Source organism: Tsuneonella deserti, assembly GCF_014644315.1.
Classification (GTDB): Bacteria; Pseudomonadota; Alphaproteobacteria; order Sphingomonadales; family Sphingomonadaceae; genus Tsuneonella; species Tsuneonella deserti.
The window spans coordinates 1,957,856-1,982,159 of sequence record NZ_BMKL01000001.1; the positions used below are offsets into that span (position 1 = coordinate 1,957,856).

22 protein-coding genes are annotated in these 24,304 nt (G+C 65.6%); 13 read left to right on the plus strand and 9 right to left on the minus strand.

Annotation, left to right across the window (positions count from 1 at the left end; translation table 11 throughout):
* The first annotated feature begins 160 nt into the window (after positions 1–160).
* From IEW58_RS09580 to IEW58_RS09595, 4 genes are read left to right on the plus strand one after another with little or no spacing between them, the layout of a single operon-like run.
* Positions 161–2,515, plus strand: coding sequence for a heavy metal translocating P-type ATPase (locus tag IEW58_RS09580; RefSeq protein WP_188644910.1), 2,355 nt, complete (start codon positions 161–163; stop codon positions 2,513–2,515).
* Positions 2,512–2,901, plus strand: a complete 390-nt coding sequence (cueR, locus tag IEW58_RS09585; protein WP_188644911.1) for a Cu(I)-responsive transcriptional regulator — start codon at positions 2,512–2,514, stop codon at positions 2,899–2,901. Before IEW58_RS09580 ends, cueR begins: the two co-directional genes overlap by 4 nt.
* A 54-nt stretch (positions 2,902–2,955) precedes the next feature.
* Positions 2,956–4,767 carry a copper resistance system multicopper oxidase gene (locus IEW58_RS09590; RefSeq protein WP_229658641.1) on the plus strand — a complete coding sequence of 604 codons (1,812 nt, stop codon included), beginning with the start codon at positions 2,956–2,958 and terminating at the stop codon, positions 4,765–4,767.
* The gene (locus tag IEW58_RS09595) at positions 4,764–5,759 is read left to right on the plus strand and encodes a copper resistance protein B (protein ID WP_188644912.1); all 996 of its coding nucleotides are present in this window, start codon (positions 4,764–4,766) and stop codon (positions 5,757–5,759) included. The genes IEW58_RS09590 and IEW58_RS09595 overlap by 4 nt, the downstream gene beginning before the upstream one ends.
* Before the next feature lie 19 nt (positions 5,760–5,778).
* On the opposite strand, the gene chrA is transcribed toward IEW58_RS09595, so the two are convergent.
* The 5 genes from chrA to IEW58_RS09620 form a co-directional block, all read right to left on the minus strand.
* Positions 5,779–7,095, minus strand: a complete 1,317-nt coding sequence (gene chrA / locus IEW58_RS09600) for a chromate efflux transporter (protein ID WP_188644913.1) — start codon at positions 7,093–7,095, stop codon at positions 5,779–5,781.
* A gap of 37 nt (positions 7,096–7,132) precedes the next feature.
* The gene (locus IEW58_RS09605; RefSeq protein WP_188644914.1) at positions 7,133–7,909 is read right to left on the minus strand and encodes a sulfite exporter TauE/SafE family protein; all 777 of its coding nucleotides are present in this window, start codon (positions 7,907–7,909) and stop codon (positions 7,133–7,135) included.
* A 34-nt stretch (positions 7,910–7,943) separates the two neighbouring features.
* Positions 7,944–10,388: a TonB-dependent receptor gene (locus tag IEW58_RS09610; RefSeq protein WP_188644915.1), complete on the minus strand. Its 2,445-nt coding sequence runs from the start codon at positions 10,386–10,388 to the stop codon at positions 7,944–7,946.
* A 137-nt stretch (positions 10,389–10,525) separates the two neighbouring features.
* Positions 10,526–10,687, minus strand: a complete 162-nt coding sequence (locus IEW58_RS09615) for a YezD family protein (protein WP_188644916.1) — start codon at positions 10,685–10,687, stop codon at positions 10,526–10,528.
* 116 nt (positions 10,688–10,803) lie between these two features.
* Complete coding sequence (locus IEW58_RS09620) at positions 10,804–11,244, minus strand: RrF2 family transcriptional regulator (RefSeq protein ID WP_188644917.1); 441 nt, start codon at positions 11,242–11,244, stop codon at positions 10,804–10,806.
* 129 nt (positions 11,245–11,373) lie between these two features.
* On the opposite strand from IEW58_RS09620, the gene IEW58_RS09625 reads away from it, so the two are divergent.
* Positions 11,374–12,057, plus strand: a complete 684-nt coding sequence (locus IEW58_RS09625; RefSeq protein WP_188644918.1) for an NAD(P)H-dependent oxidoreductase — start codon at positions 11,374–11,376, stop codon at positions 12,055–12,057.
* Positions 12,058–12,118: 61 nt separating this feature from the next.
* Complete coding sequence (locus IEW58_RS09630) at positions 12,119–13,375, plus strand: MgtC/SapB family protein (RefSeq protein WP_188644919.1); 1,257 nt, start codon at positions 12,119–12,121, stop codon at positions 13,373–13,375.
* A 3-nt stretch (positions 13,376–13,378) separates the two neighbouring features.
* Here IEW58_RS09630 and IEW58_RS09635 read toward each other — a convergent pair whose 3' ends face one another.
* Positions 13,379–13,879, minus strand: coding sequence for an NUDIX hydrolase (locus IEW58_RS09635; RefSeq protein ID WP_188645756.1), 501 nt, complete (start codon positions 13,877–13,879; stop codon positions 13,379–13,381).
* Positions 13,880–14,082: 203 nt separating this feature from the next.
* A complete protein-coding gene (locus IEW58_RS09640) occupies positions 14,083–14,730 on the minus strand; it encodes a response regulator transcription factor (protein WP_188644920.1) in 648 nt (215 codons plus the stop codon).
* 181 nt (positions 14,731–14,911) lie between these two features.
* On the opposite strand from IEW58_RS09640, the gene IEW58_RS09645 reads away from it, so the two are divergent.
* From IEW58_RS09645 to IEW58_RS09655, 3 genes are all read left to right on the plus strand, one after another.
* Positions 14,912–16,750, plus strand: a complete 1,839-nt coding sequence (locus IEW58_RS09645; RefSeq protein WP_229658528.1) for a PAS domain S-box protein — start codon at positions 14,912–14,914, stop codon at positions 16,748–16,750.
* Positions 16,751–16,882: 132 nt separating this feature from the next.
* On the plus strand, positions 16,883–17,266 hold the full coding sequence (locus IEW58_RS09650; RefSeq protein ID WP_188644922.1) for a response regulator: 384 nt from the start codon (positions 16,883–16,885) through the stop codon (positions 17,264–17,266).
* Between the two features lie 419 nt (positions 17,267–17,685).
* Positions 17,686–18,486: a universal stress protein gene (locus tag IEW58_RS09655; protein WP_188644923.1), complete on the plus strand. Its 801-nt coding sequence runs from the start codon at positions 17,686–17,688 to the stop codon at positions 18,484–18,486.
* A gap of 30 nt (positions 18,487–18,516) precedes the next feature.
* Here IEW58_RS09655 and IEW58_RS09660 read toward each other — a convergent pair whose 3' ends face one another.
* A complete protein-coding gene (locus IEW58_RS09660) occupies positions 18,517–19,833 on the minus strand; it encodes a sulfotransferase family protein (protein ID WP_229658529.1) in 1,317 nt (438 codons plus the stop codon).
* Positions 19,834–19,936: 103 nt separating this feature from the next.
* On the opposite strand from IEW58_RS09660, the gene serS reads away from it, so the two are divergent.
* Genes serS through IEW58_RS09680 form a run of 4 tightly spaced genes read left to right on the plus strand, consistent with a single transcriptional unit; the run spans position 19,937 to position 23,855 of the window.
* A complete protein-coding gene (serS, locus tag IEW58_RS09665; RefSeq protein ID WP_188644925.1) occupies positions 19,937–21,211 on the plus strand; it encodes a serine--tRNA ligase in 1,275 nt (424 codons plus the stop codon).
* Between the two features lie 55 nt (positions 21,212–21,266).
* Complete coding sequence (gene surE, locus IEW58_RS09670) at positions 21,267–22,028, plus strand: 5'/3'-nucleotidase SurE (protein WP_188644926.1); 762 nt, start codon at positions 21,267–21,269, stop codon at positions 22,026–22,028.
* 1 nt (position 22,029) lies between these two features.
* Positions 22,030–22,806 (plus strand): M23 family metallopeptidase, encoded by a 777-nt coding sequence (locus tag IEW58_RS09675; protein ID WP_188644927.1) that lies wholly within the window; start codon positions 22,030–22,032, stop codon positions 22,804–22,806.
* Positions 22,803–23,855 carry a potassium channel family protein gene (locus IEW58_RS09680; RefSeq protein ID WP_188644928.1) on the plus strand — a complete coding sequence of 351 codons (1,053 nt, stop codon included), beginning with the start codon at positions 22,803–22,805 and terminating at the stop codon, positions 23,853–23,855. The genes IEW58_RS09675 and IEW58_RS09680 overlap by 4 nt, the downstream gene beginning before the upstream one ends.
* Here the strand turns inward: IEW58_RS09680 and IEW58_RS09685 are convergent.
* Positions 23,840–24,250, minus strand: a complete 411-nt coding sequence (locus tag IEW58_RS09685; RefSeq protein WP_229658530.1) for a DUF1761 domain-containing protein — start codon at positions 24,248–24,250, stop codon at positions 23,840–23,842. The two genes, IEW58_RS09680 and IEW58_RS09685, sit on opposite strands and share 16 nt — an antisense overlap.
* Positions 24,251–24,304: the final 54 nt, after the last annotated feature.

The following is a 24,304-nucleotide window of genomic DNA, read 5'->3' on the forward strand; positions in this document are numbered from 1 at the left end:
TGAGCAGCAAGACAGATGGTCGAGCATTTCGCTGCGCGCGGACATCAGTGCGCGCCCACCTCTAATTCGCAGCGCACAGTGGTTTTGGCGGCAGCGCTTGACCCTGACACGGTGTCATACCTGATAAGGTTCCCGCAAGCGATTCGCGTGGAGCAGGCAGATGCATCAACACCGACACGAGCATGACTGCTGCGCGAGCGGTTCTTCCGCAGACGAGCGAGTCCATCAGGCGACCACTGATCCGGTGTGCGGGATGAAAGTCGATCCGGCGACCGCCGAGCACAGCGATGATTTCGCAGGCTCGCGCTTCCACTTTTGCAGCGCGCATTGCCTCGCCCGGTTCAAGGCCGATCCCGCGCGCTACCTCCGCCCGGCCGCCGCCCGAGACGTCGTCGAAGTCGCGGCTGGCACGATCTGGACCTGCCCGATGCATCCCGAGATCCGCCAGGAAGGACCGGGCACCTGCCCGATCTGCGGAATGGGCCTGGAACCGCTGGAACCGGAGCTCGAAGAGGGGCCAAACCCCGAATTGATCGACATGACGCGGCGCTTCTGGACAAGTGCCGCGCTCGCGCTGCCGCTGGCCGTCCTGGCGATCGCGATGGAGCTGTTCGGCTGGCAGGGCCTGCCGATGCGGGTCACCCAATGGTTGCAGTTCGCCCTCGCCACACCGGTTGTCCTGTGGTGCGGCTGGCCCTTTTTCGAGCGGTTCTGGCAATCTCTGCGCACCCGCCACCTCAACATGTTCACCCTCATCGGGCTCGGGGTGGGCGTGGCCTATACCTACAGCGTCGTGGCCACGCTGGCTCCGGGAAGCTTTCCACCTTCGCTGAGGACGATGGACGGCCTCGTTCCGGTCTATTTCGAAGCGGCCGCCATGATCACCGCACTGGTTCTTCTGGGCCAGGTGCTGGAACTGCGTGCGCGTGCGGCGACCGGGTCGGCGATCCGCGCGCTTCTGGGGCTGGCGCCGAAGACCGCCCGGAAAGTAACCGGGGCGGACCAGGATGAGGACGTACCGCTCGATCAGGTACAGGTCGGCGATCTTCTGCGCATTCGGCCCGGTGAGAAAATTCCGGTCGATGGCGTGGTCGTCGAAGGACGCAGCTCGGTCGACGAGGCGATGATCAGCGGTGAGCCGGTGCCGGTCGAGAAGACCGAGGGCGACCGCGTTACCGGCGCGACCGTCAACGGCACCGGCAGCATGGTAATGCGCGCCGACCGGGTGGGGCGTGACACCATGCTGTCGCAGATCGTTCGAATGGTGGCTGACGCACAGCGGTCCAGGGCGCCGATCCAGGCCTTGGCCGACAAGGTTTCCGGCTGGTTCGTGCCCGCTGTCGTGCTAGCCTCGATCATCACCTTCGTCGCCTGGAGCTTTTTGGGGCCCGAACCGCGCACCGTCCATGCCCTGGTGAACGCGATCGCCGTTCTCATCATCGCCTGTCCTTGCGCGCTGGGACTGGCCACGCCGATGTCGATAATGGTTGGCACCGGCCGCGGAGCGCAGGCCGGGGTTCTGGTGAAGAACGCCGAGGCGCTCGAGCTGACCGAGAAGATCGACACCCTGGTCATCGACAAGACCGGCACGCTTACTGTTGGCAAGCCACGGCTGGTGGCGGTCCATCCTGTCGCGGGCATGGATGAGGACACTGTACTGCGTCTTGCCGCCGCGCTCGAACGTGGCAGCGAGCATCCGCTCGCGGCGGCCATGGTCGAAGCGGCGCAGGAACATGGGATTGCCGTCCCGGAAAGCGCCGACTTCGCGTCCGTCACTGGCAAGGGCGTCACGGGCACAGTCGACGACCGGCCGATCGCGTTGGGCAACGGGGCTCTCATGGACTCCCTCCACATCGACAGCAGCGCATTGGAAGATGCGGCGGACGAGCACCGCTCAAAGGGCGAGGGAGTCATGTTCGTAGCTGTCGACGGCAGCCTGGCCGGAGTCCTCGCCGTGGCCGATCCGGTAAAGGACGGCGCCGCAGCGGCCGTCGCGGAGTTGCGGCGGAGCGGCATTCGCGTCGTCATGATGACGGGGGACAACCGGAAAACCGCCGAAGCGGTGGCGCGGCGCGTGGGCATCGACGAAGTCATGGCGGACGTCCTGCCGGCCCGGAAGCAGGCGAACGTGGAGGAACTGCGTCGAGCGAGCCGCCGCGTGGCCATGGCCGGAGACGGAATCAACGATGCGCCGGCCCTTGCCGCTGCGGACGTCGGGATCGCGATGGGAACCGGCACCGACGTGGCGATGGAAAGCGCAGCCATCACCTTGCTCAAGGGGGACCTCGGCGGGATAGTCCGGGCGCGGCATCTGAGCCGGGCGACGATGCGCAACATCCGCCAGAACCTGTTCTTCTCGTTCGTATTCAACGCCGCGGGCGTGCCGATAGCGGCCGGCGTGCTTTACCCGTGGTTCGGGCTTCTGCTGAGCCCCATCATCGCGGGAGCGGCGATGGCCTTCAGCTCCGTCGCCGTGATCGGAAATTCCCTGAGGTTGAGGAGCGTGCGGCTGTGAAGATCGGTGAAGCATCCACTCTGTCGGGAGTCAGCCAGCGCATGATCCGACATTATGAAAAGATCGGCCTTATGCCTGCTGCGGCCCGTCGGGAAAGTGGATATCGCGACTACAGCGAAGCGGATGTTCACACGCTGCGTTTTATCGGCAGGGCACGTGACCTGGGTTTCTCGATCGCCGAAATCGGACAGCTGGTTGCCCTGTGGAACGATCGCGATCGATCGAGCGCGGACGTCAAGGCGCTGGCGCTGGCGCGGGCGGCCGAACTCGATCGCAAGGCGCATCATCTGGAAGAGATGCGCGACGCCCTATTGGCGCTCGCTTCGCGCTGCCACGGCACCGACCGGCCCGATTGCCCGATCATCGGCGGGCTAGAGGCAGCATGACCATCCAACGGACCGCCGGCGTTGACCTCTCGCCTTCTCCAGCAAGTCTTTCTCATGCGTGACACGATGCCATTGAGCCGGCGGGGCTTCGTCACCGGTGGCGCCGCCATCCTTGGCCTCGCGGGCGCCTTTCCCGCGTGGGCGCGCACGGGCAGCCAAGGCCTCGCCGCAAAGGGCTCGGGCCTGGTCACAGGACCAAACATCGACCTGTCGATCGCGGCCGCCGAGCTCGCGGTGAACAGGAGATCAGGACACGCGGTGACCATCAACGGTTCGATCCCGGGCCCGCTTATCCGGTTGAAGGAAGGGCAGGAGGTTCGCCTACGGGTGAGCAATCACCTCCACGAGGATACCTCGATCCACTGGCACGGCCTGATCGTGCCGTTCGAAATGGACGGAGTACCAGGCGTCAGCTTTCCGGGTATCAAGCCGCACTCGACCTTCGAGTACCGCTTCCCCATCCGGCAGTCCGGTACCTATTGGTATCACAGCCACAGCGGGCTGCAGGAGCAGGTGGGGCACTACGGACCGCTGATCATCGATCCCGAGGGAGCCGATCCCGTTGCTTACGATCGGGAGCACGTGATCGTGCTGTCCGACTGGAGCTTTCTGCATCCCCACACGATCTTCACGCGGCTGAAGCAGGAAGGCGGCTTCTTCAATCGCCAGAAGCTCACCCTTGCAGACAGGCTTGGCGACAAGACCGATCCGATGACGCCGGCGGAACGCGACATGTTCGCTCGCATGCGGATGGACCCAACTGATATCTCGGATGTGACCGAGGCAGCGTATACGTTCCTGATCAACGGTCACAGCGCCGACGAAAACTGGACCGGGTTGTTCACGCCCGGCGAGCGCGTTCGCCTTCGCATCATCAATGCCGCCGCGCAGACGACCTTCAACTTTCGAATTCCCGGCCTGCCGATGACTGTCGTCGCCACCGATGGAAACAATGTCCGACCGGTGGAGATCGACGAGTTCCAGATCGGTAACGCCGAGACGTACGACGTAATCGTGCGGCCCGGTGACCAGCCCTGCGCGCTGGTAGCCGAAGCAATCGATCGATCCGGCATGGGCGTGGCGACGCTTGCGCCCCGCGCCGGGATGCGCGCGGCCGCCCCGCGGCTTCGCGAGCGACCGACGCTGGGCATGAAAGACATGGGAATGGGCAATTCAAGCGCCCACGATCATATGGCTACCAAGACCGACGGGATCGACCATGCCGCCATGGACCACACGGCAGCACCCCCGCCGTCGCACCAACCCATGCGCGCACCACCGCCTATGCAACCTGCGGAAGATCACGGCAGCATGAACATGCGCGATGCATCCAGGGTGGATTTTCCGCTCGGTGCCGGGGTCGACATGATCGCGCCGATGCCGGTCGACCGTACGGGCGACCCGGGGGTCGGACTGGAAGACGTCGGCCATCGCGTCCTGACTTACAAGGACCTCGTTTCGCTCGAGCCCCGCAGCGACACGCGGCTGCCGGGCCGCATGATCGAGATCCATCTGACCGGGAACATGGAACGCTTCATGTGGTCGCTCGATGGAGAACAATTGTCCGAAAACCCCGAACCCTACCGTTTCGCGCGCAACGAGCGAGTGCGGATGCGGCTGATCAACGACACGATGATGACTCACCCGATGCACCTGCACGGCCACTTCTGGGAACTCGTCAACGGCCATGGCGACCGACAGCCGCTCAAGCACACGGTCCGGGTTCTCCCCGGTGGCTATGTCGATCTCGATCTCACCGCGGATGCGCCTGGAGACTGGGCGTTCCACTGCCATCTGCTCTACCACATGCACGCGGGGATGATGCGCATCGTTAAAGTGCGTCCTCTCGAAGGAGAGCCGGCATGAAGATACTCTTCAGCCTGCTCGTCCTGCTGGCCGGGTCCCCGGCGGCGGCGCAGCACGCCGGTCATCAATCCTCGCCTGAGGAAACCATGGCAAGTTGTCCGCCAGAACACGCCGCGATGGGGCACTGCACGCCTGCGCTTCCGGAGCCGCCGCCTCAGCCCGCCGCCCCCGCCAGACAACCGACCGAAAGCTGCCCGCCCGAGCATGCGGCAATGGGGCACTGCACTCCGAAAGAGACTGAGCCCTCAACCGCTTCCCCGCCCGCAGTCGCTCTGTCCGGACCGGAGAATGCCGCTGATGCGGTTTACGGCGCGGGTGCGATGGCGTCGGCCCGCAAGGCCATGTTGCGCGAGCACGGCGACGTGCCCGCTCACAAGCTGCTTATCGACCGTGCCGAAATCCGGTCCCGCCAAGGTGAGGACAGTTACCTGGTCGATACCCAGGCCTGGTACGGCGGCGACATCGACAAGCTGTGGCTCAAGTCCGAAATCGAGGGCGGTTTCAATGGCGGCCTCGACAGCGCCGAAGTCCAGGCGTTGTGGAGCCATGCAATCGGGCCGTGGTTCGATCTGCAAGCGGGGGTTCGCCAGGATGCCGGTCCGGGCCGGGATCGCACTCACTTCGCACTCGGCGTCCAAGGCCTGGCCCCGTACTGGTGGGAGACCGACGCGGCCCTTTTCGTATCGACCAAGGGTGAAGTGACCGCCCGGTTAGAGGCAGAGCACGATGCGCGGATCACGCAGAAGCTGATACTGCAGCCAAGGGCCGAGGTGGGTTTTTCGTTTCAGGACACTCCCGAACTCATGGCTGGAGCCGGAATAACGGATGCCAGCCTCGGCGCGCGCCTCCGTTACCAGATCGCGTCCACCTTCTCCCCCTACCTCGGCGTGGAATACGAGCGAGCCTTCGCCGGGACAGCGCGCTACCGGCGGCTTGAGGGAGAGCGCGCGGGTGGATGGAACTTTCTGGTCGGCCTGCGAACCTGGTTCTGAAACCGGTTCGCGACGCAGATCAGGCCAGCCAGGCGAGCAGCAAGCCGCAGGCGGCCGTCGCCGCGAGTGTCCGCACTATGCTCCAGCGCAAGGCAAACACGAGAACGGCGGCGATGACTGCGATCAGCGCCGGCTGCCACTGGAAGCTGGCCGGTTCGGGGAACTGCAGCCGCATCGGCCCCGCCTCGATCCAGGCAACCTGCGCGAAAAGAACATGGAGAGCGAACCACAGCGCGAGGTTGGCGACCACGCCGACCACCGCCGCGGTGACCGCCGCGAGGCCACCTTTGAGAAAGGGCGCGCGCTGAAGCCGGTCCATCCACGGCGCCATCGCGAAAATCCACAGAAAGCACGGCGCGAACGTTTCCCAGGTCGTCAGCGCCGCACCGAGGATTCCTGCAACGATGGGGCTGAAGGGCTCGGGCGCGCGGAAGGCCACGAGATAGCCGACGAACTGGGTCACCATGATCAGCGGCCCAGGCGTGGTCTCCGCGAGACCGAGCCCGTCCGCCATTTCGCCGCCGCTAAGCCAGCCGAAGCTGCTTACAGCCTCCTGCGCCATATACGACAGCACCGCGTAGGCACCGCCGAAGGTGACCACGGCAAGCTGGGAGAAGAACACCCCGATGTCCCACAGGACATGGTCGCGTCCAAGGAAGACAAAAACAGCAGCCATCGGCGCAGCCCAGATCGCGGACCAGACCAAAATCGCCTTGATCGTGGCGGCCCACGGGTGGGCAGAGACGCGAGCCGATGCGGGGGCCGGATGGAGCGCCAGCAATTGTGGCCGGCTCCGCCCGACTACCGCGCCAATGCCCAGCGCAGCAAGAATGACCAGAGGAAAGGGTGCATCGAACAGAAACAGGGCCACGAACGCGGCGATGGCGAGCCCGCGCTGAACCGGCGTTTTGATCGCCCGTCCGGCGATCCGCAAGAGCGCCTGAACGATGATCGCCAGCACCGCGGCCTTGATCCCCATAAAGATTGCCGCGAACCAGTCGAGATCCGCGGCCATCCCGTAAAGGATCGATAGCGCGAGCATCACCAGCGCACCGGGGATCACGAACAGCATCCCCGCGACCGCGCCGCCCTTCCACCCGTGCAGTTTCCAGCCGATCCAGGTGGCCAACTGCTGCGCCTCGGGACCCGGAAGAAGGTGGCACAAATTGAGCGCCTGAAGGAATTCCTCCTCCTCGATCCAGCGTCGCTCGTCGACCAGTTCACGGTGCATCAGCGCGATCTGGCCCGCCGGTCCGCCGAACGAGAGACAGCCGATCCGGGCCGAAACGCGCGTAAGTTCGGCGAAGCCCGGATGATGGAGGGAAGCTGAGCTCATGCGCGCCACATCTCCTTGCCCGCTTCAGCCGGAACCATCAGAAAATCGGCCACGCCTTGGCGATGCTGTACACGCTGGTGGAAATCAGCACGACGGATACCGCGAGCAGGAGCAGCCGGGGCCTTATCCGCTTGGCGAACATGGCACCCAGCGGAGCGGCGAGGACTCCACCGACGATGAGACCGACGGTGGCGACGGTGAACGCCTTCAGGCCGAGCGTCAGCAAGAACGTGACAGAGACAGTCAGCGCCAGCAGGAACTCGGCCGAATTGACCGTGCCGATCGTCTTGCGCGGCTCGCCGCCTTGTACGAGCAGGTTGGAAGTGACGACCGGACCCCAGCCGCCGCCCCCAGCGGCGTCCAGGAAGCCCCCCGCCAGCGCGAGCGGGCGAGTGGTCTTGGGGTCTTCGAACCTCGGCTCCACGTTCAGCCTTATCGCGCGGTAGAACAGGTAGAGCCCGATCAGCGTGAGGTAAGCCATCACGAAAGGTTTCGCCGCCGACGCGTCGATGTTGGACAGCACGTATGCGCCGAGGATTCCGCCGGCCACGCCAAATGGGACAAGGCGCCTGAACAGGCCCCAGTCCACGTTGCGATGGAGAATGTGACTGGCTCCGGACGCACCGGTGGTAAACACCTCGACCAGGTGGACGCTGGCCGAGGCGGCTGCAGGAGGCACGCCGATGCTCACCAGCAGCGTCTGCGAGATGACCCCGAAGGCCATGCCCAGTGCCCCGTCGATCAGCTGGGCGACAAAACCGATCGCAATGAACGGGAGAATGCCGGCCATCGTGAATGTGGAAAGTTCAAGCATGCGTAAATCCTCTCGTGAGGTCGTTACCGAAGGACTAGAACTGGGCCTGGATGGTGAACCCGTAGGTGCGCGGGTCTCCCAGGTTGCCGACGATCAGGCCGGTGTTGCCGCTGGGAACCTGGAGCTGCTCGAAGTAATGCTGGTCGAACGCATTGCGGATCCACCCGAACAGATTGATGCCCCGATCGCTGCGAAAACCGAGCCGGAAATTGTGCAGCGAATACCCGTCCACCCAGGTGTAAACCGATGGAGTCGGATTGGATGAGAAGTTGGACCGGTAGCTGCCGTCGTATCCAGCGTATGCCTCACCAGTCAGGCCCAGCACGGTAGCCGGCAGGGTTGCTTCGCCGCCAAACGAGAACGACCATTTCGAGACGCCCGGAAGCCGCTGTCCCGAAATGTCGCAATTGGCGGGGCTGATCCCGCTGGGAGTGCCCGGCGCGCTCGGGGCCTGGCCGGGGGCCGCGATGGCGCCGCCGGAAAGCTCGGGCGGGCACGGCGCGTCGACGAACTTTCGGTATCGCGCGTCGGTGTAGGCACCGTTCACGTAAGCGTTGAACCGCGCGCTCGGCCGGACCGAAAAGTCCAGCTCCACGCCTTGGCTGCGAACTGCCCCGGCGCTGGCGAGATAGCCGCGCAACACCCCGAGCTGTCCGTTGGTGACGAGCGCCTGATAATTGCCGATGTCGGTCCGGAAAGCGGCGAGGTTTGCGGTGGCCCGCCGACCCCAGAACTGTGTCTTGAGGCCTGCTTCGTAGTGATTGACCGATTCGGGCTGAACGGTTGCGGCAGCCAGGATCGGGTTGCCCTGCGTGTCGGCGGGGACGCCGTTGAGATTGACGCCGCCCGATTTGAACGACTTGGCGTAAGTCGCGTATGCGAGAACGTCCGGCGTCAGTTCGTAGCTCGCCTTGAGGTCGTAGCTGAGGTTCCAGTCGTTGTAAGCGACGTCGAACCGCTGCGGCGCGAGTACCCCGCGCTGGGCGACGATGCGCGGGTCGGTACTGGCGAAGGTCACCAGTTGGCCCTGCGCATTGGTCACGACCGAATCGTACAGCCCGTTCTTTTTGTCATAATTCACGCGGATGCCGGGGGTGAACGTCAGCGCATCGGTGACATGCCAGCTTACCTGCCCGAAAAGCGCGGCACTGGTGTTGTCGAGCCGGATATCGTTGTCGGCTCGCAAGCCGGCGAGCACGCTAGGGTCGTTCGCCAGCGCACCGCTCAGCAACCAGCGGCTCGCCGCCGGGCCCTGTTCCTGCACCCCCTGGGTGCGGACCTTCTGCTTGAACCCGAACGCACCGGCGACGAGGTCCAGCGCCCCCAGCCGCCCGGTGAAGCGAAGCTCCTGGGTCCACTGATCCTGCTGGGAGGGGTTCATCGACCGAATGGTGATCGGCAACCCTGTAAAGTCACGGTCGTTTTCGGGCTTCCAGTCCCAGAACCGCCAGGCCGTGACCGAGGTGAGGTTGCCCGGCCCGACATCCCAATTGGCCCGCAGGGAGACGCCTCCAAGCTTGTTCCCAGCATTGAGACTGGCGTCGAGATCGGTCAGCCTATCGAACGGATCCAGGCTCACCGGGGCATAGCTCTGCGCCGCCGCCAGCGCGGCGAACTGCCTGGCGAGCGGGCGCTGGGTGGCTCCGGTTTTCACGAACACGGTGCCGCAGCACTCGGGATCCTGTTCGCTGTAGTCTCCCGCCAGGGTGACGCTGAGGGCCGTGGTCGGCTCCCACAGGAATTGCGCCCGCAGTCCGAGATTGTCCTGCTCGTTGATCTTCTGCCGCGAAGTGACGTTATAGATCGTCCCGTCGCGGCTGGTGCTCGACAGCGCGAGCCGGGCGGCAACCTTGCCGCTCAGCGGCCCGGAAATGGCGGCCTTCGCCTGGCGGTAGCCAAGGTTGCCCACGGAGACCTCGGCGCGCCCTTCGAAGGCGAAGGTTGGCTGGCGCGTGGTGATGTTGATGGCGCCTGCGGTCGTATTCTTGCCGTAAAGCGTGCCCTGCGGCCCGCGCAGCACTTCGATCTGCGCGACGTCGAGGAAGTCGAACGTCGCCGAGGCGACGCGCGAGTTATAGACATCGTCGATGTAGATGCCGACGCCCTGCTCGATGCCATCGTTGGTCAAGCCGAAAGGCACGCCGATGCCGCGGATGTTAACCGCGGTGTTGCGTGGATTGGAGCTGTAGAACTGCAGCGTCGGAGTAAGCTGCTGCAGGCGCCCGACGTTGAAGCTGCCAGTGCTGTCGATGTGCTCGCCGCCGACCACCGAAACGGCGATGGGCACGTCCTGCGCCTGCTGCGAGCGGCGGGTGGCGGTGACGATGATGGCGTCCTCGTCACGGGCGCCGGTGCCGATCGACGAAGGGGTGCCGCCGATCTGCGGCGTCTCGGTCACGGCGTCCGTCTGCTGGGAAAGAGCGGGGCTGGAGAAAGCGCCTGCGGCGATGCCGGCAAGCAGGAAAAGGCGAAGATGCAAAGGTCGGTATCCTCATGATGGCCCCAACCGGCCTGTCACACGCGAAAAGGTGCGAAGATCGGTTGGCTTGGGGCGCATCCGGAGGTCCGGTCTGGCCGATGCTAAGTGTGAATTGGCCGCTTTCCGGCGGCTGCTAATCAGGTGAAGCGGCGACGTTCGGTGACGTCCACCTGCATCAGCTTCCCGTCGTGGATAGTCAGCTGAATGACGCCATAGCTGAGCCGCTCGAGCGCCTCGACTATAACCTGCAGGTGCTCGGGAAGATGGGCGGGGTCGAGGCGGTCGTGAATCTTGCCCATGCTGGATCTCCGTCGATGAGGGTCGCGGCCGTCTTGAGTGTCATATTCTCAACTAATGCGGTTGACAATAAGGTTGCGGTAGCACGTGACAAAACTCGGCATGAGATGAGCGAAGGTCAGCTTTCCTCGTCGGTTGGGGCGGGAACGGGGTCGATCCGATCGGACAAGCGAATTGAATCGAGGATCTCGGCTGTCCGGTCGCGCACCTCGAGCATCAACGCCCGTGTGCGGCACTCCCCTTCCTCCACACAATTGCGGCACTTCTCGTGCGCAAAACGGCTGGCGCACGGAACAAGCGCAAGCGAGCCACGCATGACGCGGATCAGATCGCCATAAGTGATGTCGATCGGCGACACGGCCAGCCAGTAGCCACCGTCCTTTCCGCGTTGCGAGGCGACCACTCCGAAGCGTGAAAGTTCGGACAGGATCGTGGTGAGGAAGTTTGCCGGAATGTTCTGGGCAGCCGCGATCTCGGCCAGTTGCACTGGCCCCTCTCCATAGCGATCGGCCAGGTGCTGCATCGCCCTGATGGCGTAACGGGTCTTCTGGGAAAGCACGGGCGACAATTGCTCTCCACAAGTCCGATCCGCAAGTCATGGCGGGCTTTCGTGACTACGGGGGTTTGCGGATTTTGCGCTCGGGTAACGCAGCGCAGACTTGCCTACGAGTGCACCGAGGAGGTTTGGATGCCTGATACCCGTGTCACGAGCGGACCAGCGCCGCGCTGTGCCATAATCGTGTGCCATCCCCGGGTGGACAGTTACTGCGCGTCGCTGGCGCACAAGGCGCGTGACGTCGCGAAGGAATGCGGGTTCACACCCGTCGTCAGGGACCTGTACTCGGTTGGGCTCGACCCCGTGCCGCACGCGCGGGATCTTGCCCTGCACGAAGGTGGCGCCCGCCCCGCCCCCGACGTCGAGCAGGAGCTGCAGATACTTGGCTCGCCCACGGCGGTGATCCTCGTCTACCCGATCTGGTTCGGCAGTCCGCCGGGACTGTTGAAATGCTATATCGAGCGGATCCTCGGAGCCGGCTTCGGTGGCCCGGGAACCGTGCCGCTGCCAGCCAGTGCCCGCCCGCAGCTCCTGCTTACGATCGCGACCTCGGGAGCCAGCACTGACTGGATCGACAAGAAGGGCATCGCCGCAAGTGCCGGCCGCCTGTTCGGCGCCTATCTCGCCGGAGCACTCGCGATCGGCACGGCGGAACACGTGGCCATCGACAATGTCGTGCCGACAATGCCGCCGAAACGGGGGGAGGACGGCCTGAGCCTGGTGGAGAAACGCGTGAAGGCGGCGCTCCTCCATCTTTGGCAAGTGCAGGAGAAGGGCCTCGATCATTGGGAAACGCTCCCCAGTCCGACTGCCTGATTTGCCCCAGGTTCGGATATAACCGCTTGATGCTCCTGACCCTGGGAAAACATAGAAGCCGATGACCATCGACCAATTCGAGGCACTCGGCCTCGCGCTCCTGCTCGGTACATTGGTCGGGGCGGAACGGGGGTGGCAGTCGCGCGAGGAACTTCCCGGCACGAGGGTCGCCGGGATTCGCACGTTCGCCTTGCTTGCGCTGCTCGGCGGGATTGCCGGATTGCACATCGCTACACCGCTGTCGGCTCTGTCGCTCCTGCTGGTCGCCGGCGCGCTGCTCGCGCTTCTGCTGGGGTACCGCGCCGACATGCACCATGACGCAAGGGTGAGCGCGACTTCGACGATCGCGGGCGTGCTGACGGTCGGATGGGGCGCGACGGCCGGGGCGGGCGAATTCGCGCTCGCCTCCGTGGGGACCGGCGCCACTCTCGTTCTCCTCGCCTCGCGTCGCGGGCTCCATCACCTGCTCGAGCACGTGAGCGAGACGGACCTGCAGGCATCGCTTCGCCTGGTGCTCGTGGTGCTGGTGGTGCTCCCCTTGTTGCCGGACGCAAACCTTGGGCCGTTCGGGGCACTCAACCCGCGGCGCATCTGGCTCGTCGTCGTGACCACCGGAAGCATCTCCTTCATCGGCTACATGCTCGCGCGGTGGCTGGGCGAGCGGCGCGGGATGCTTGCTGTCGCAATCGTCGGCTCGATGGTTTCCTCGACTGCCGTGACGCTGGAAGCGGCGCGGCGTCTGCGGGAAGGAGCCGCCGGTGGGTTCGTCAACGCGGCTGTCCCGCTCGCGTCCGCGGTGATGCTGACGCGCTCGCTGGTGCTCGTCGCGCTGCTAGCTCCGGCGGCGTTGGTGGCGGTCGCTTCCGCGGTGGCCCCTGCCCTCGGGGTTTCAGTTATCGCCGCCGGCCTGCTGCTGATCGTGCGGAAGGCGAGCGAGCGGGACGGAGGCGGCAAGCCACCCCAGGCCCCGGGGTTGGGACTGGCGCTGCTCTTCGCGGCGAGTGTGGCGATCCTCGCGCTCGCCAGCGCGTGGGTCGAGCATAACTGGGGTGACCGTAACGCCGCGCTCGTCATCGCCACCGGCGGAACGTTCGATATCGATGCGGCGATCGCCGCGGTGGGTGCGCTGCCTTCGGGCACTTTATCGCCGCGCGCCGCGGCACTCGCCCTCACCGCGCCCACCCTGTTGAACACCTTGTTCAAGCTCGTGCTGTTCGTCGGGATCGCCGGCTGGCGCAGATCGCTTGCCGGCACGGTCAGCCTCGCCCTGGTCGCCGTGGTCCTGGGCGGGGCGGTAGTGATCCTGCTAGGGGCGTGACGCTTAGCTCCGCCCGGTTTCGCCAGTGACCAGTTCGGCCAGCCGCTCCAGAAACGGCGCCTGGCTGGGAAGAACCCATGCCTGCGCCTCCTCGATTCCGAACCAGCGGGCCTCATCGACCTCGGGAAAGCTTGCCCATCGTCCGCTCCCTCGCGGCCATTCCATGGTGAAGGAGTTGGAACTGACGGTTGCTGGATCAATCGACTGCTCTGCGGCAAATGCTTCGACAACCTTGCCGCCCTTCTGCCGCACGATACCAAGCGGCTTGAGCTCTCCGCACAGCTCAATTCCCGTTTCCTCGGCGAACTCCCGGCGCGCGGCTGCATCGGCTGTCTCGCCAGGGCCGATCAGTCCCTTGGGAAGCTGCCAGGCTCCCTGATCCCGCGACCGCCAGAAGGGACCGCCGGCATGAACGAGCAGGACTTGGAGTTCTCCGGCAGAGATACGATAGACCAGGACGCCGGCGCTTTGCGGCGATCGGCTGTCGTCCTTGGCGGGTCTCACGCTCTTCACGGGCACTGAACGCGCGGACCGGCTGTAGAGCCCAAAAAAAGAGGCAGTCCGTCAGGAACCGCCTCCATCGCTTCGGGAAGATCAGGGATCCTCCCTTCGGGTCGCGCCCTTGTTGTGCCGCCCGTCCAGGGGTTGGTAATTACGTAATTACCCTACGGAGCTTGCCCGCGCGAACGGCTCTCCATCGGCGCAAGTCATGAAGAGCGGTGCGCCGCTCGCCAGTCTTCCTCGGAACCCATCTTCGCCGCGAAGGCGACCCTCAGCACGTCGGCGAAGTTGGTCACTTCAAGCTTCGTCATCACATTCGCCCGGTACACCTCAACGGTGCGCGAACTGATGCCAAGGTCGTAGGCGATCGTCTTGTTCGGATAGCCGCACGCGAGGCCGTCGAGCACCTCGCGCTCGCGCTCGGTCAGTCCGGCGATCTTGACCTTCGCCCATTCCTCGCGCTCGAGCTGGCTCTTCCGTTCGGCAAGCTGGGTGAAGCCGGTGTCGAGCGCCTGAAGCAGCCGGTCGCGGTTGAAGGGTTTCTCGAGGAAATCCACCGCCCCTGCCCGCATCGCGCGAACGGCGGTCGTGATGTCCCCGTGACCGGTGAGAACCACCACCGGCAGGGCTATTCCCCGCTCGGCCAGGATAACCTGGACTTCGAGGCCGTCCATTCCGGGCATGCGAACGTCCAGCAGCACGCAGGCAGGCTCGTCCCGTGCAACGCCTTTGAGAAAGGTCTCCCCATCGGGCCACTTGGCCACTTCGAAGCCGGAGGTGCGCAGAAGAAAGTCGAGTGACCGCCGGATGGGCTCTTCGTCATCGACAATATGCACGAGCCCTTTTTCGCTCATATTGGATTGGTTCCACCCCGCACTAATCTTGTCAGCTTCACATATTGCTGCCCCTTCCGCAAGTTGGGCTCCAGTGCCGCTTGGGTTGATGGTAGCTGCCGTGTAAGCTTGCCGTTCTGCAAGGTCGGCGATGGCGAAGAGCGGGGCAGCGGACGCTCGGAGCGAAGGGGTCGAGTCTGTTGTGAGTATCCGCAATTTGCCTGACCTGCGCGATAACAACCTGGTCGCATATGGCGCGGCCGCTGCGGCGGTAGTCCTGACTTATGCGCTGCGTTCGCTGGGCGCACCCATACTCCACGACAACTCGCCATTCCTGCCATTCGTTCTACCGGTAGTCTTTGCCGTACTGATGAGTGGACGTGGCCCGGGCCTGCTGGCCGGAATCCTGTCGATCGTGATGGGCTTCAGCGCCATCCAGGCAGAAAACCGTTTCTCCGCCTCGTCGATCTTGCAGGCTGTCATTTTCGTTCTGGTATGCGCTGGCATCGGCTGGCTCGACCGCCGCCGCTCCAGCCAGCGCCTCGCCGCCGACCGGGCCAAGCGCCAACTGCAGATGTTCATCGACCAGGTGGCCGACTACGCGATCTTCATGGTCGACGACGAAAGCCGGATCCAGACGTGGAATTCGGGTGCCGAGCGTGTCCTTGGGTGGCCGGCGGAGCGGGTCCTTGGCCACTCGTCGTCGATCCTCCTCCCCGGCCCCGATACGCAGAAAACCGCGCTCGAACACCTGGCGCTCGCGCGCCGTGACGGAAGCTATTCGACGGAAACGTGGCAGCAGCGTGCTGACGGGTCGGAGTTCCTGGCGAACATATCGATAACTCCGATTGTCGACGAGCATGGCGCAAGCCTGGGCTTCGCCAAGATCGTGTATGATACGACGTCGCGGCGCGCCGAAGAGCGCGCGCTACAACGGCGGGAAGAGCATCTCAGGTCCATCCTCGCCACAGTGCCCGACGCGATGGTCGTCATCGACGAGACCGGGATCATGCTGTCCTTCAGCCGGGCAGCGGAACGCCTGTTCGGATATGCCGAGGCCGAAGTGGTCGGGCGCAATGTCAGCCTGCTCATGCCTGCACCTTACCGCCAGCAGCACGACGGTTATATCCAGCGCTACCTGAGAACCCGGCAGCCAAGAATCATCGGATTGGGCCGCGTGGTCACGGGGCAGAGAGCCGATGGAAGCACGTTTCCCATGCACCTTTCGGTAGGCGAGGCATTTGCTGCCGACCAGCGCCTGTTCACCGGCTTCATCCAGGACCTGACCGAAAAAAGGGAATACGAAAGCCGGCTCGAGAACCTGCAGGCCGAACTGATCCACGTTTCCCGGCTCAGTGCGATGGGGACCATGGCCTCGACCCTGGCTCACGAACTCAACCAGCCGCTGACGGCGATCGTCAACTATGGCGAGGCGGCCGAAATGCTGGTCGAGAACGCGTCCCCGGCGAACCAGGAGATGCTGCGCGAGGTCCTCGGGGAGATTGCGGGACAGGCCCTGCGCGCCGGTTCCATCGTCCGCCGCCTGCGTGAATTCGTATCCCGCGGCGAATTGACCAGGACGAGCGAGGATTTGCCAAAGCTGATCGAGGAGACCGCCGCGCTGGCGCTGATCGGTTCGCGTGAAAGAGGCGTGGTGACCGAGTTCCGGCTGGACGCGGCGGCCACCCCGGTGCTGGTTGACAGGGTGCAGATCCAGCAAGTGCTGATCAACCTGATGCGCAATGCCATGGAGGCGATGGAGGGCAGCAAGGAGAAGCGTCTGACTGTCGCCACCGCCCTTCGGGAAGACAACATGGTCGAAATATCTGTGCGCGATACCGGACCCGGCATTGCGCCTCACATCATGGAAAGGATGTTCGAGGCGTTCAACACGAGCAAGACCGCCGGGATGGGGCTGGGGCTATCGATCTGCCGCACGATCGTCGAGGCGCATGAGGGACGGATTCGCGCTTCCAATGCCGAAGGCGGTGGGAGCGTGTTCGCCTTCACCCTTCCCCGCCCCGGCCCGATCGGGGATTGAAGGCACCGCCACTGCGGGCATGGGTTCATGTTGTGGGAAGGCTGTGACATTTACCTAGCGCACCAGATTCCTCAGGGCGCTACCTCTCCAGGCAGAAACACCTGCCAGAACCAGCCCGGGACAGTTTTACCGATGCCGAACCCGCTGCTTCTTCTTGTCGAAGATGAAGACGACGTGCGCCGCAGCCTCCAGTTGCTGCTGCACTCGCATGGTTACGACGTCATCGCGCATCCCCGGGCAAATGGTCTCGCGCACGATCCTGCCGCCCGGCGGGCCGCCTGCCTGATTACCGACCTAGTGATGCCCGGAACCGATGCATTCGAATTGCTCGGGCAGCTGCGACAGGCGGGATGGCGGGGCAAATCGATCCTCATCAGCGGCTACCCGTTCGAAGACTGGGGCGAACGGGCGAAGGAAGCGGGGTTCGACGCGGCGCTGGCCAAGCCGATCGGCAACAGCATCCTGCTGCGCACCATTGCCTCGTTGCTCGCGCTGCCGGATGCGCCGGCATCCTGATGGCACTCGTCCCCTCGGGATAATTGCGGATGTTGGGGTGGAGGGGCCGCGTGCCATTGCGGTGTCAAAGGAGTTCGCGCCCATGAAACCGCAGCCTCCCCGAACAATGCCCGCCATCCGGTGGGTCCCGCTGCTGGCCCTCGCCTTGGTAGCCGTCGCCATCGTCTGGTGGATCGCGAGAGGGGCAGATCGCAGCGAGAGACCCGCACCCAGCCCGCCTAGCACCGAGTGGACCACCGCGCCCGAAGGAAGCGGTGTGCCCGTCGACTTGCCCAGGACCCAGATGCGAAACGTACCGGCGCCGGCCCCGACCCCATCGCCAGACGGCTGACCGGGTCGCGTCGGCTCCGTAGCATTCCCAATGGCGCCGACCCCACCCCCGACACAGTCTGTCCTCAACCCATTCGACGGAGGTGACCATGCGTAATATTCTGGTGCTGGTGCACGAAGACGAAGGCCAGGAATCGCGCCTCCAGGCAGCCTTGTCGGTCACCCGTGGCGTCGGCGGCCACCTGACCGCGCTCGACGTGTTCGTGATCCCGATGATCGTTGCCGATCCGTGGTCGGGCTATGCCGACGCCACGATGGTCCGCACAGCAAGCGAAGCCGATGCCACCCACTGCAGCCGGATCGAGCAGCGTCTGGCGCGGGAGGACGTGCCATGGTCGGTGGCGAAGGTCACGGGAGAGCCCGCCGAGGAATTGCGCCTCGCGGCGGAGCTGGCGGACCTCATCGTGGTGAGCAGCCACGGCAGCAAGCAGAGCATAGTGGCCGAACGCGCCATCGTAGGCGACTTGGCTATCAAGAGCGGCCGGCCCATCCTCGCCGTGCCGCCCGAGTGCGTTTCGTTCGACCCAACGGGCCGGGCGCTGGTGGCGTGGGACGGCTCCCACGCGGCCAACCAGGCCCTCCGGGCGGCAACCCCGTTGCTGGCGCTGGCCGAAGGTGTGACGGTGATGGTGGTCAACGAAAGCGACGGACCGTTTTCGTCGAAGGAGGCCGCCAGTTATCTTTCGCGCCACGGGATCGAGCCGCGCATCCTCGAGCGAACCACGAGCGGTTCAATCGCCGGTGAAATCATCGAGCAGACGCGGAACGAGGAGGCCTCGTACATCGTGATGGGCGCATTCGGACGCGGCCGGGCGGTCGAGGCGTTGTTCGGCGGCGTCACCCGCTCGGTGCTCGCCGGCAGCCCGGTCCCCCTGCTGCTGGCGCATTAGGGGCGAGCCCGGGGCCCCACCGCCCTCCGGCTAGACAGCCTGGTTGGCTCGGTCCCGCTGGCTTCCAGCGGAGTCGCCAGCGTCTTCCATCGACACGTCGAACCGCCGGATATAGCGGTCCATCCGTTCGAGTACCTCGCCCTCGGCGAGGCCGAATTCGCTAAGGCTGTAGCGGTGTGGCCGTCGCTTCAGTGCGCGGCTGCGGCGAATGTAGCGCTCCATTCCCGGCAGCGCGCTGTCCATTTCGAGGCCCAGGAACCGGTAGACCCTGGCCATCGTCCCGCGCCAGTCACGCTCCATGTCGGCATATTGCACGTCAATGAAGCGCTCGATTGGCAGTGTTCGGCGCGATTCCATCATACGTTCGACCTGCAGGGTGCTCTTGCGCAGCCACTCGCGTCCGACCCGGTTCGGATCGGCGTGGTCGGAATAGATCACCGTCTGGTTCCATGCGAGCGACGCCGCGCTGCCGACCACCGCACGCGGATCGCGGTGACTGAAGATCAGCCGGGCATCGGGGAACACCTTCAGCAGCGCGGGCAGGTCGAGCATGTGCTGGGGAGTCTTGAGTATCCACGGCCGCAGCGAGCTTTCCTGCTGCGACCAGCCGATCAGCCGCAGGAGATCGGCCATGTGCCGGTAGGCGGGCGTTGCGTCCTCACCTTCGCACCAGCGGCCGTAGCCGGGCACGTTCCACTGCGCCTCGTGCTTCATGCCCCACATGCTGGCGACCAGCAGGCCGAGTTCTTCCTCCGGCTCGTACGGCCCCGTCGGATGGATCGAGAGCGTGCGCGGATTGGCGAGCCGGGCGACCTTCATGATCCGGCTGGCGAGCTTCGGGCGGAAATCCTTCTTCCGGCCTGCAAGCACGTCCTCGAAGCCCGGGCGGGGCACCGGGCTGATCGTCTCGAAGCTCCGCAGGTGGGCGAACCGCCGGTCGGCCGCCAGCAGGCGGTGGAGCCGGGTCGTGCCCGAACGCATGGGACCGACGATCACGACCGGGCGCGGGATTGGACGCGCGAGGATTTCAGGATGCCGCTTGAACCACATCTGCGTCCACAACCGGTCCCGCAGGACATGGTGGAACTGCTGCCGGGCGGCCCAGTCACCGGCCGCGTTCAGGCGTGCCTCGGAGTGGATCGATTCCAGCAGCGCGTCGAGCGGGCGCTCGAACCAGTCATCCCCGAAATCGTCGAGGCCGGTATCCTCCACCGCGCGGGCGAGCATGTGCTCCTTGATGAGGTCTGCCGGCGCGACCAGGCCGAGCGCGCGCCCGGCCCGCAGCACCCGATCGAGCGCGCCGATGAAAGGTGTCCGGCGCGGGGCCTCGATGTTCTGCTCGTTCAACTGGTGCCCCTGTTCTTGCCCCGCTTTTGCGCCAAAATACCGCTCGCGACGGCGCTTGTTCCCGCATTGCGCGCGTCCGGAGCGTCGGGCATAGCCCGCGCCCATGCATGACATACGCCTGATCCGCGACAACCCCGCCGCCTTCGATGCCGCGCTCGCGAGGCGCGGATTCGCGGCTTCGTCGGCCGAAGTGCTCGCGCTGGACGAGCGCCGCCGGACCGCCGCCACCCGCGGCCAGGAACTGCTCGCCCGGCGCAACGAGGCGTCGAAGGCGATCGGCGCGGCGATGGGCCGCGGCGATGCCGACGCCGCCGAAGCGCTCAAGGCCGAAGTGGCCGCGATCAAGACCGACCTGCCGGCTCTGGAGGAAGAAGAACGCGAGGCAGGTGCCGCGCTCGACGATCTCCTGGCGCGCCTGCCCAACCTGCCGGCCGACGATGTGCCCGAAGGCGAGGACGAGGCCGGCAACGTCGAGGTCCACAAGTGGGGCGAGCCGCGCGGCTTCGACTTCGCGGCGCGGGAGCATGCCGATATCGGCCCCGCGCTGGGTCTCGATTTCGAGACCGGCGCAAAGATCGCCGGTGCGCGGTTCACGTTCCTGCGCGGCCAGATGGCGCGGCTCCAGCGCGCCCTCGCCCAGTTCATGCTCGATGTTCAGACGGGCGAGCATGGCTTCACCGAGTGCGCGACCCCGCTGCTGGTCCGCGAGGAAGCGATGTTCGGCACCGGCCAGCTTCCCAAGTTCGCCGAGGACAGCTTCGTTACGACCGATGGCCGCTGGCTGATCCCCACCAGCGAAGTCAGCCTGACCAATTCGGTCCGCGAGCAGATCATCGACCTGCCGCGGCCGCTTCGCCTGACCGCGCTGACGCCCTGCTTCCGCTCAGAGGCCGGATCGGCGGGACGCGACACGCGCGGATACATTCGCCAGCACCAGTTCGACAAGGTCGAGCTGGTCTCCATCTGCCGCCCCGAGGACGCCGAGGCAGAGCACGTCCACATGCTGCGTTCGGCGCAGCTCATCCTCGAGCGGCTGGGCCTGCCCTACCGCACGATGCTGCTGTGCGCCGGCGACATGGGCTTCGGCGCGCGGAAGACCTACGATCTCGAAGTCTGGCTCCCAGGACAGGCCGCCTACCGCGAGATCAGCTCGGTGAGCTGGTGCGGCGATTTCCAGGCGCGGCGGATGAACGCCCGCTACCGTGGCGAAAACGGCAAGCCGGCGTTCGTGCACACGCTCAACGGATCGGGCCTCGCGGTCGGTCGCACGCTGGTGGCGGTGCTGGAGAACTACCAGCAGGCTGACGGATCGGTGCTGGTGCCCGAAGCGCTGCGCCCATGGGCGGGCGGGCTGGAGAAACTCGAACCGGTCTATTGACCCGGCGCGCCGCACCCTGTCGAATGAACCGCCTCCTGCCGACGAGAAGAAGCGCTTGAAAATCCTCCTGACCAACGACGACGGCATCTACGCTCCCGGCCTCAAGGTGCTGGAGGAGATCGCGAGCGCGCTTTCGGACGACGTGTGGATCTGCGCGCCGTCCGAGGAGCAATCGGGCGCCGGGCACTCGCTCACGCTCACTCGACCGGTACGGATGCGGCGGCATGACGAACGGCGCTTCTCGGTCAGCGGCACGCCGACCGACGCCGTCACGATGGGCCTGCGCAAGGTGATGGATGGCCCGCCCGACGTCATCCTGTCCGGCGTCAACCGGGGCGCGAACCTGGCTGACGACGTGACCTATTCGGGCACCGTCTCCGCCGCCATCGAGGGCGCGCTGGCGGGCATCCGCTCGATCGCGCTGAGCCAGGTCTATGCCGGCGAGGGAATGGGCGACGCAGTGCCGTTCGACGCCGCCCTGGCATGGGGCGCGAAAGTGCTCGCCCCCCTGCTCGACGTGCCGCTGCCGCGCCGGACGCTGGTCAACGTGAACTTCCCCGCCCTCCCGGCGGGCGAGGTGCGCGGCATCCGGGTGGTGCGCCAGGGATTTCACGATTACTCGCGCGGGACGGTGGTCGAAGGGCGCGATCCGCGCGGCTATCCCTATTACTGGTTCGGGCTGGAGGCGATCGAACACTCGCTCGACCACGGCACCGACCTCGAAGCGATCGCCGACGGATACATCTCGGTCACGCCGCTCCAGCTGGATCTCACGCACCATTCCTCGCTCGGCGAACTGGCGGAGCGGTACGGTTAGGATGCGCCGCGCCGGCATCGCCCTTGCCGCGCTGCTGCTCGCGACCGCCGCGGGCGATCCGCGCAGGGAAACCGAGCACGTGGTGGAGGCCGGAGAAACGCTCAAGGGCATCGCCAACCGCGCGGGCGTGCCGCCGGCAGTTATCATCGAGGCGAACGGGCTCGTAGAGCCTTACGCCGTGCGAACCGGCCAGCGGCTGACCATCCCGCGCCAGCGCGTGCATGTCGTCAAGCCGGGAGAAACCGGGTTCGCCATCGCGCAGCGATTCGGCGTGCCGTTCGCGCAGATTGCCATCGCCAATAGGCTCGACGCGAAAGGCACGGTGAGGCCGGGTCAGCGATTGATCATCCCCGCACTCGTCACCCGGCCGGCAGAGCGTCCACCGGCCAGCGAAACGGCCCGGCCCTTTTTTCGGCGTCCTCACGACGGGACCGTCCTGCTTGGATATGCAAAGCGTGCCGACGGCGGCGGACATGACGGCATCGATTACGCCGCCAATCCGCTCGACATGGTCCGCGCGGCCGGCAGCGGGACGGTGGTCGCGGTAAGCGCCAGCGACAGCCGCTTCGGCCGCATCGTGACGATCGATCACGGCAACGGCTGGACCAGCCGCTACGGCCACTTGGCGAAGATCACCGTCGACACGGGAGACGTGGTGAAGACCGGCGAGCGCATCGGCCTTGCCGGAGATACGGGCGAGGCCAAGCGGACCGAAGTGCATTTCGAAATCCGCCATGACGGCAAACCCGTCGACCCGGCCCCGCTGCTGGCGCGATGAAGCGGCCCACCCGCAAGGCCCGGACCGAGGCGGGATATCATCCGCTCCGCCGTTCGATCGGGGTGCCCGTGTGGGCGGACATCTTCATTCGGCTGGGCCTGGCGCTCGGTCTTGTCGCCTTGGTGGTGACGATCCACTGGTTCGACCGCGAGGGCCTGGTGGACAGCCACGACGGGCACGTCAGCCTGCTCGACGTGGTCTATTTCACGATGATCTCGATCACGACGACGGGGTTCGGCGACATCGCCCCGGTTTCGGACCGGGCCCGGCTGATCGAAGCCGTGATCGTGACCCCGATCCGCTTTGCCGTGCTGTTCATCTTCGTGGGCGCGGCCTACGATTTCGTCATCCGCAGGGGTTGGGAGAAGTGGCGCATGCGGCGCATCCAGGAACGTCTCACCGATCACGTGGTGGTGCTCGGTTTCGGCATATCGGGATCGGAGGCCGTCAACGAACTGATCGAGCGCGGCACCGATCCCAGCTCCATCGTGGTGATGGACAACAGCGAGGAGCGGCTCGAGGAGGCCGAGGCGCTGGGGTGCAATGTGATGGCGGCGGACGCCACGCGCGACGAGAACCTGATGGCGGTGCGAGTGGCCAACGCGCGCACCGTGCTGGTTTCCGCCGGGCGCGACGACAGCTCGATCCTGATCGTGCTCACTGTCCGGCATCTCGCCCCCAAGGTTCCGATCAGCGTCGTCGTCAGGGCAGGCGACAACGAACTGCTGGCACGCCAGGCGGGCGCGGACAACGTCATCAACCCGGTGCGCTTCACCGGTCTTTTGCTGGCGGGCAGCGCGCAGGGTTCGCACGTGGCCGACTATCTGGTCGATCTCGCCTCGGTCGGCGGACGGGTACAGCTCGTCGAGCGCACGGTTGCCCCGGGCGAAGTCGGCCGAACCATCGACCAGCTTGCCAGCGGAGGTCGCGGCCTGCGGGTCTATCGCGGCGAGGAGGAAATCGGCTTCTGGGAGGCCGGGCCGCTGCAGGAAGGCGACGTGGTGGTCGAAGTCCTCCCCACCGACGGTTCGCCTCAGCCGGTCAGGTAGAACACCAGCCCCATCGCGAGATAGGCCGTGAGCCAGTAACCGGCATCGATCAGCGCCACCCGGGTGGGGACGCGGATGTGCGCAAAGCTGGTCCACAGCGCCGGAATGACGAACGCCAGCGCCAGCCCGCCGCTCATCATGAAATAAAGCCACGGCTTCTGCGCCAGCGTTGCCGGGCCGACGCGCGCGAAGAAATGGCCGAGCATCGTTGCCGTCAGCAGCAGCATGACCCCGGCCAGCGCCGCGAAACGCAGCGGGTGGCGCCGGGCGACGAAGCGTCCGCCGGCCACCTTGCGCGTCTTGGCGGCGCCGAACGCCGGGCCGAACCAGCCCAGCGCGAGCACCCCGGCCGCGATCGTCGCAAGCACCACGCCGAACCAGTTGACCGGCCCCAAGCCATCCCCCTTCGATGAAGTTCACGACCCTGTAGCGGAATCGGCGCGCAAGGT

Coding starts and splice junctions, on each gene's coding strand:
- IEW58_RS09580 (WP_188644910.1), top strand. CDS start 161: ATGCATCAACACCGACACGAGCATGACTGCTGCGCGAGCGGTTCTTCC.
- IEW58_RS09590 (WP_229658641.1), top strand. CDS start 2,956: ATGCGTGACACGATGCCATTGAGCCGGCGGGGCTTCGTCACCGGTGGC.
- IEW58_RS09595 (WP_188644912.1), top strand. CDS start 4,764: ATGAAGATACTCTTCAGCCTGCTCGTCCTGCTGGCCGGGTCCCCGGCG.
- chrA (WP_188644913.1), bottom strand. CDS start 7,095: ATGAGCTCAGCTTCCCTCCATCATCCGGGCTTCGCCGAACTTACGCGC.
- IEW58_RS09605 (WP_188644914.1), bottom strand. CDS start 7,909: ATGCTTGAACTTTCCACATTCACGATGGCCGGCATTCTCCCGTTCATT.
- IEW58_RS09615 (WP_188644916.1), bottom strand. CDS start 10,687: ATGGGCAAGATTCACGACCGCCTCGACCCCGCCCATCTTCCCGAGCAC.
- IEW58_RS09625 (WP_188644918.1), top strand. CDS start 11,374: ATGCCTGATACCCGTGTCACGAGCGGACCAGCGCCGCGCTGTGCCATA.
- IEW58_RS09630 (WP_188644919.1), top strand. CDS start 12,119: ATGACCATCGACCAATTCGAGGCACTCGGCCTCGCGCTCCTGCTCGGT.
- IEW58_RS09640 (WP_188644920.1), bottom strand. CDS start 14,730: ATGAGCGAAAAAGGGCTCGTGCATATTGTCGATGACGAAGAGCCCATC.
- IEW58_RS09650 (WP_188644922.1), top strand. CDS start 16,883: ATGCCGAACCCGCTGCTTCTTCTTGTCGAAGATGAAGACGACGTGCGC.
- IEW58_RS09655 (WP_188644923.1), top strand. CDS start 17,686: ATGCGTAATATTCTGGTGCTGGTGCACGAAGACGAAGGCCAGGAATCG.
- serS (WP_188644925.1), top strand. CDS start 19,937: ATGCATGACATACGCCTGATCCGCGACAACCCCGCCGCCTTCGATGCC.
- IEW58_RS09675 (WP_188644927.1), top strand. CDS start 22,030: ATGCGCCGCGCCGGCATCGCCCTTGCCGCGCTGCTGCTCGCGACCGCC.
- IEW58_RS09680 (WP_188644928.1), top strand. CDS start 22,803: ATGAAGCGGCCCACCCGCAAGGCCCGGACCGAGGCGGGATATCATCCG.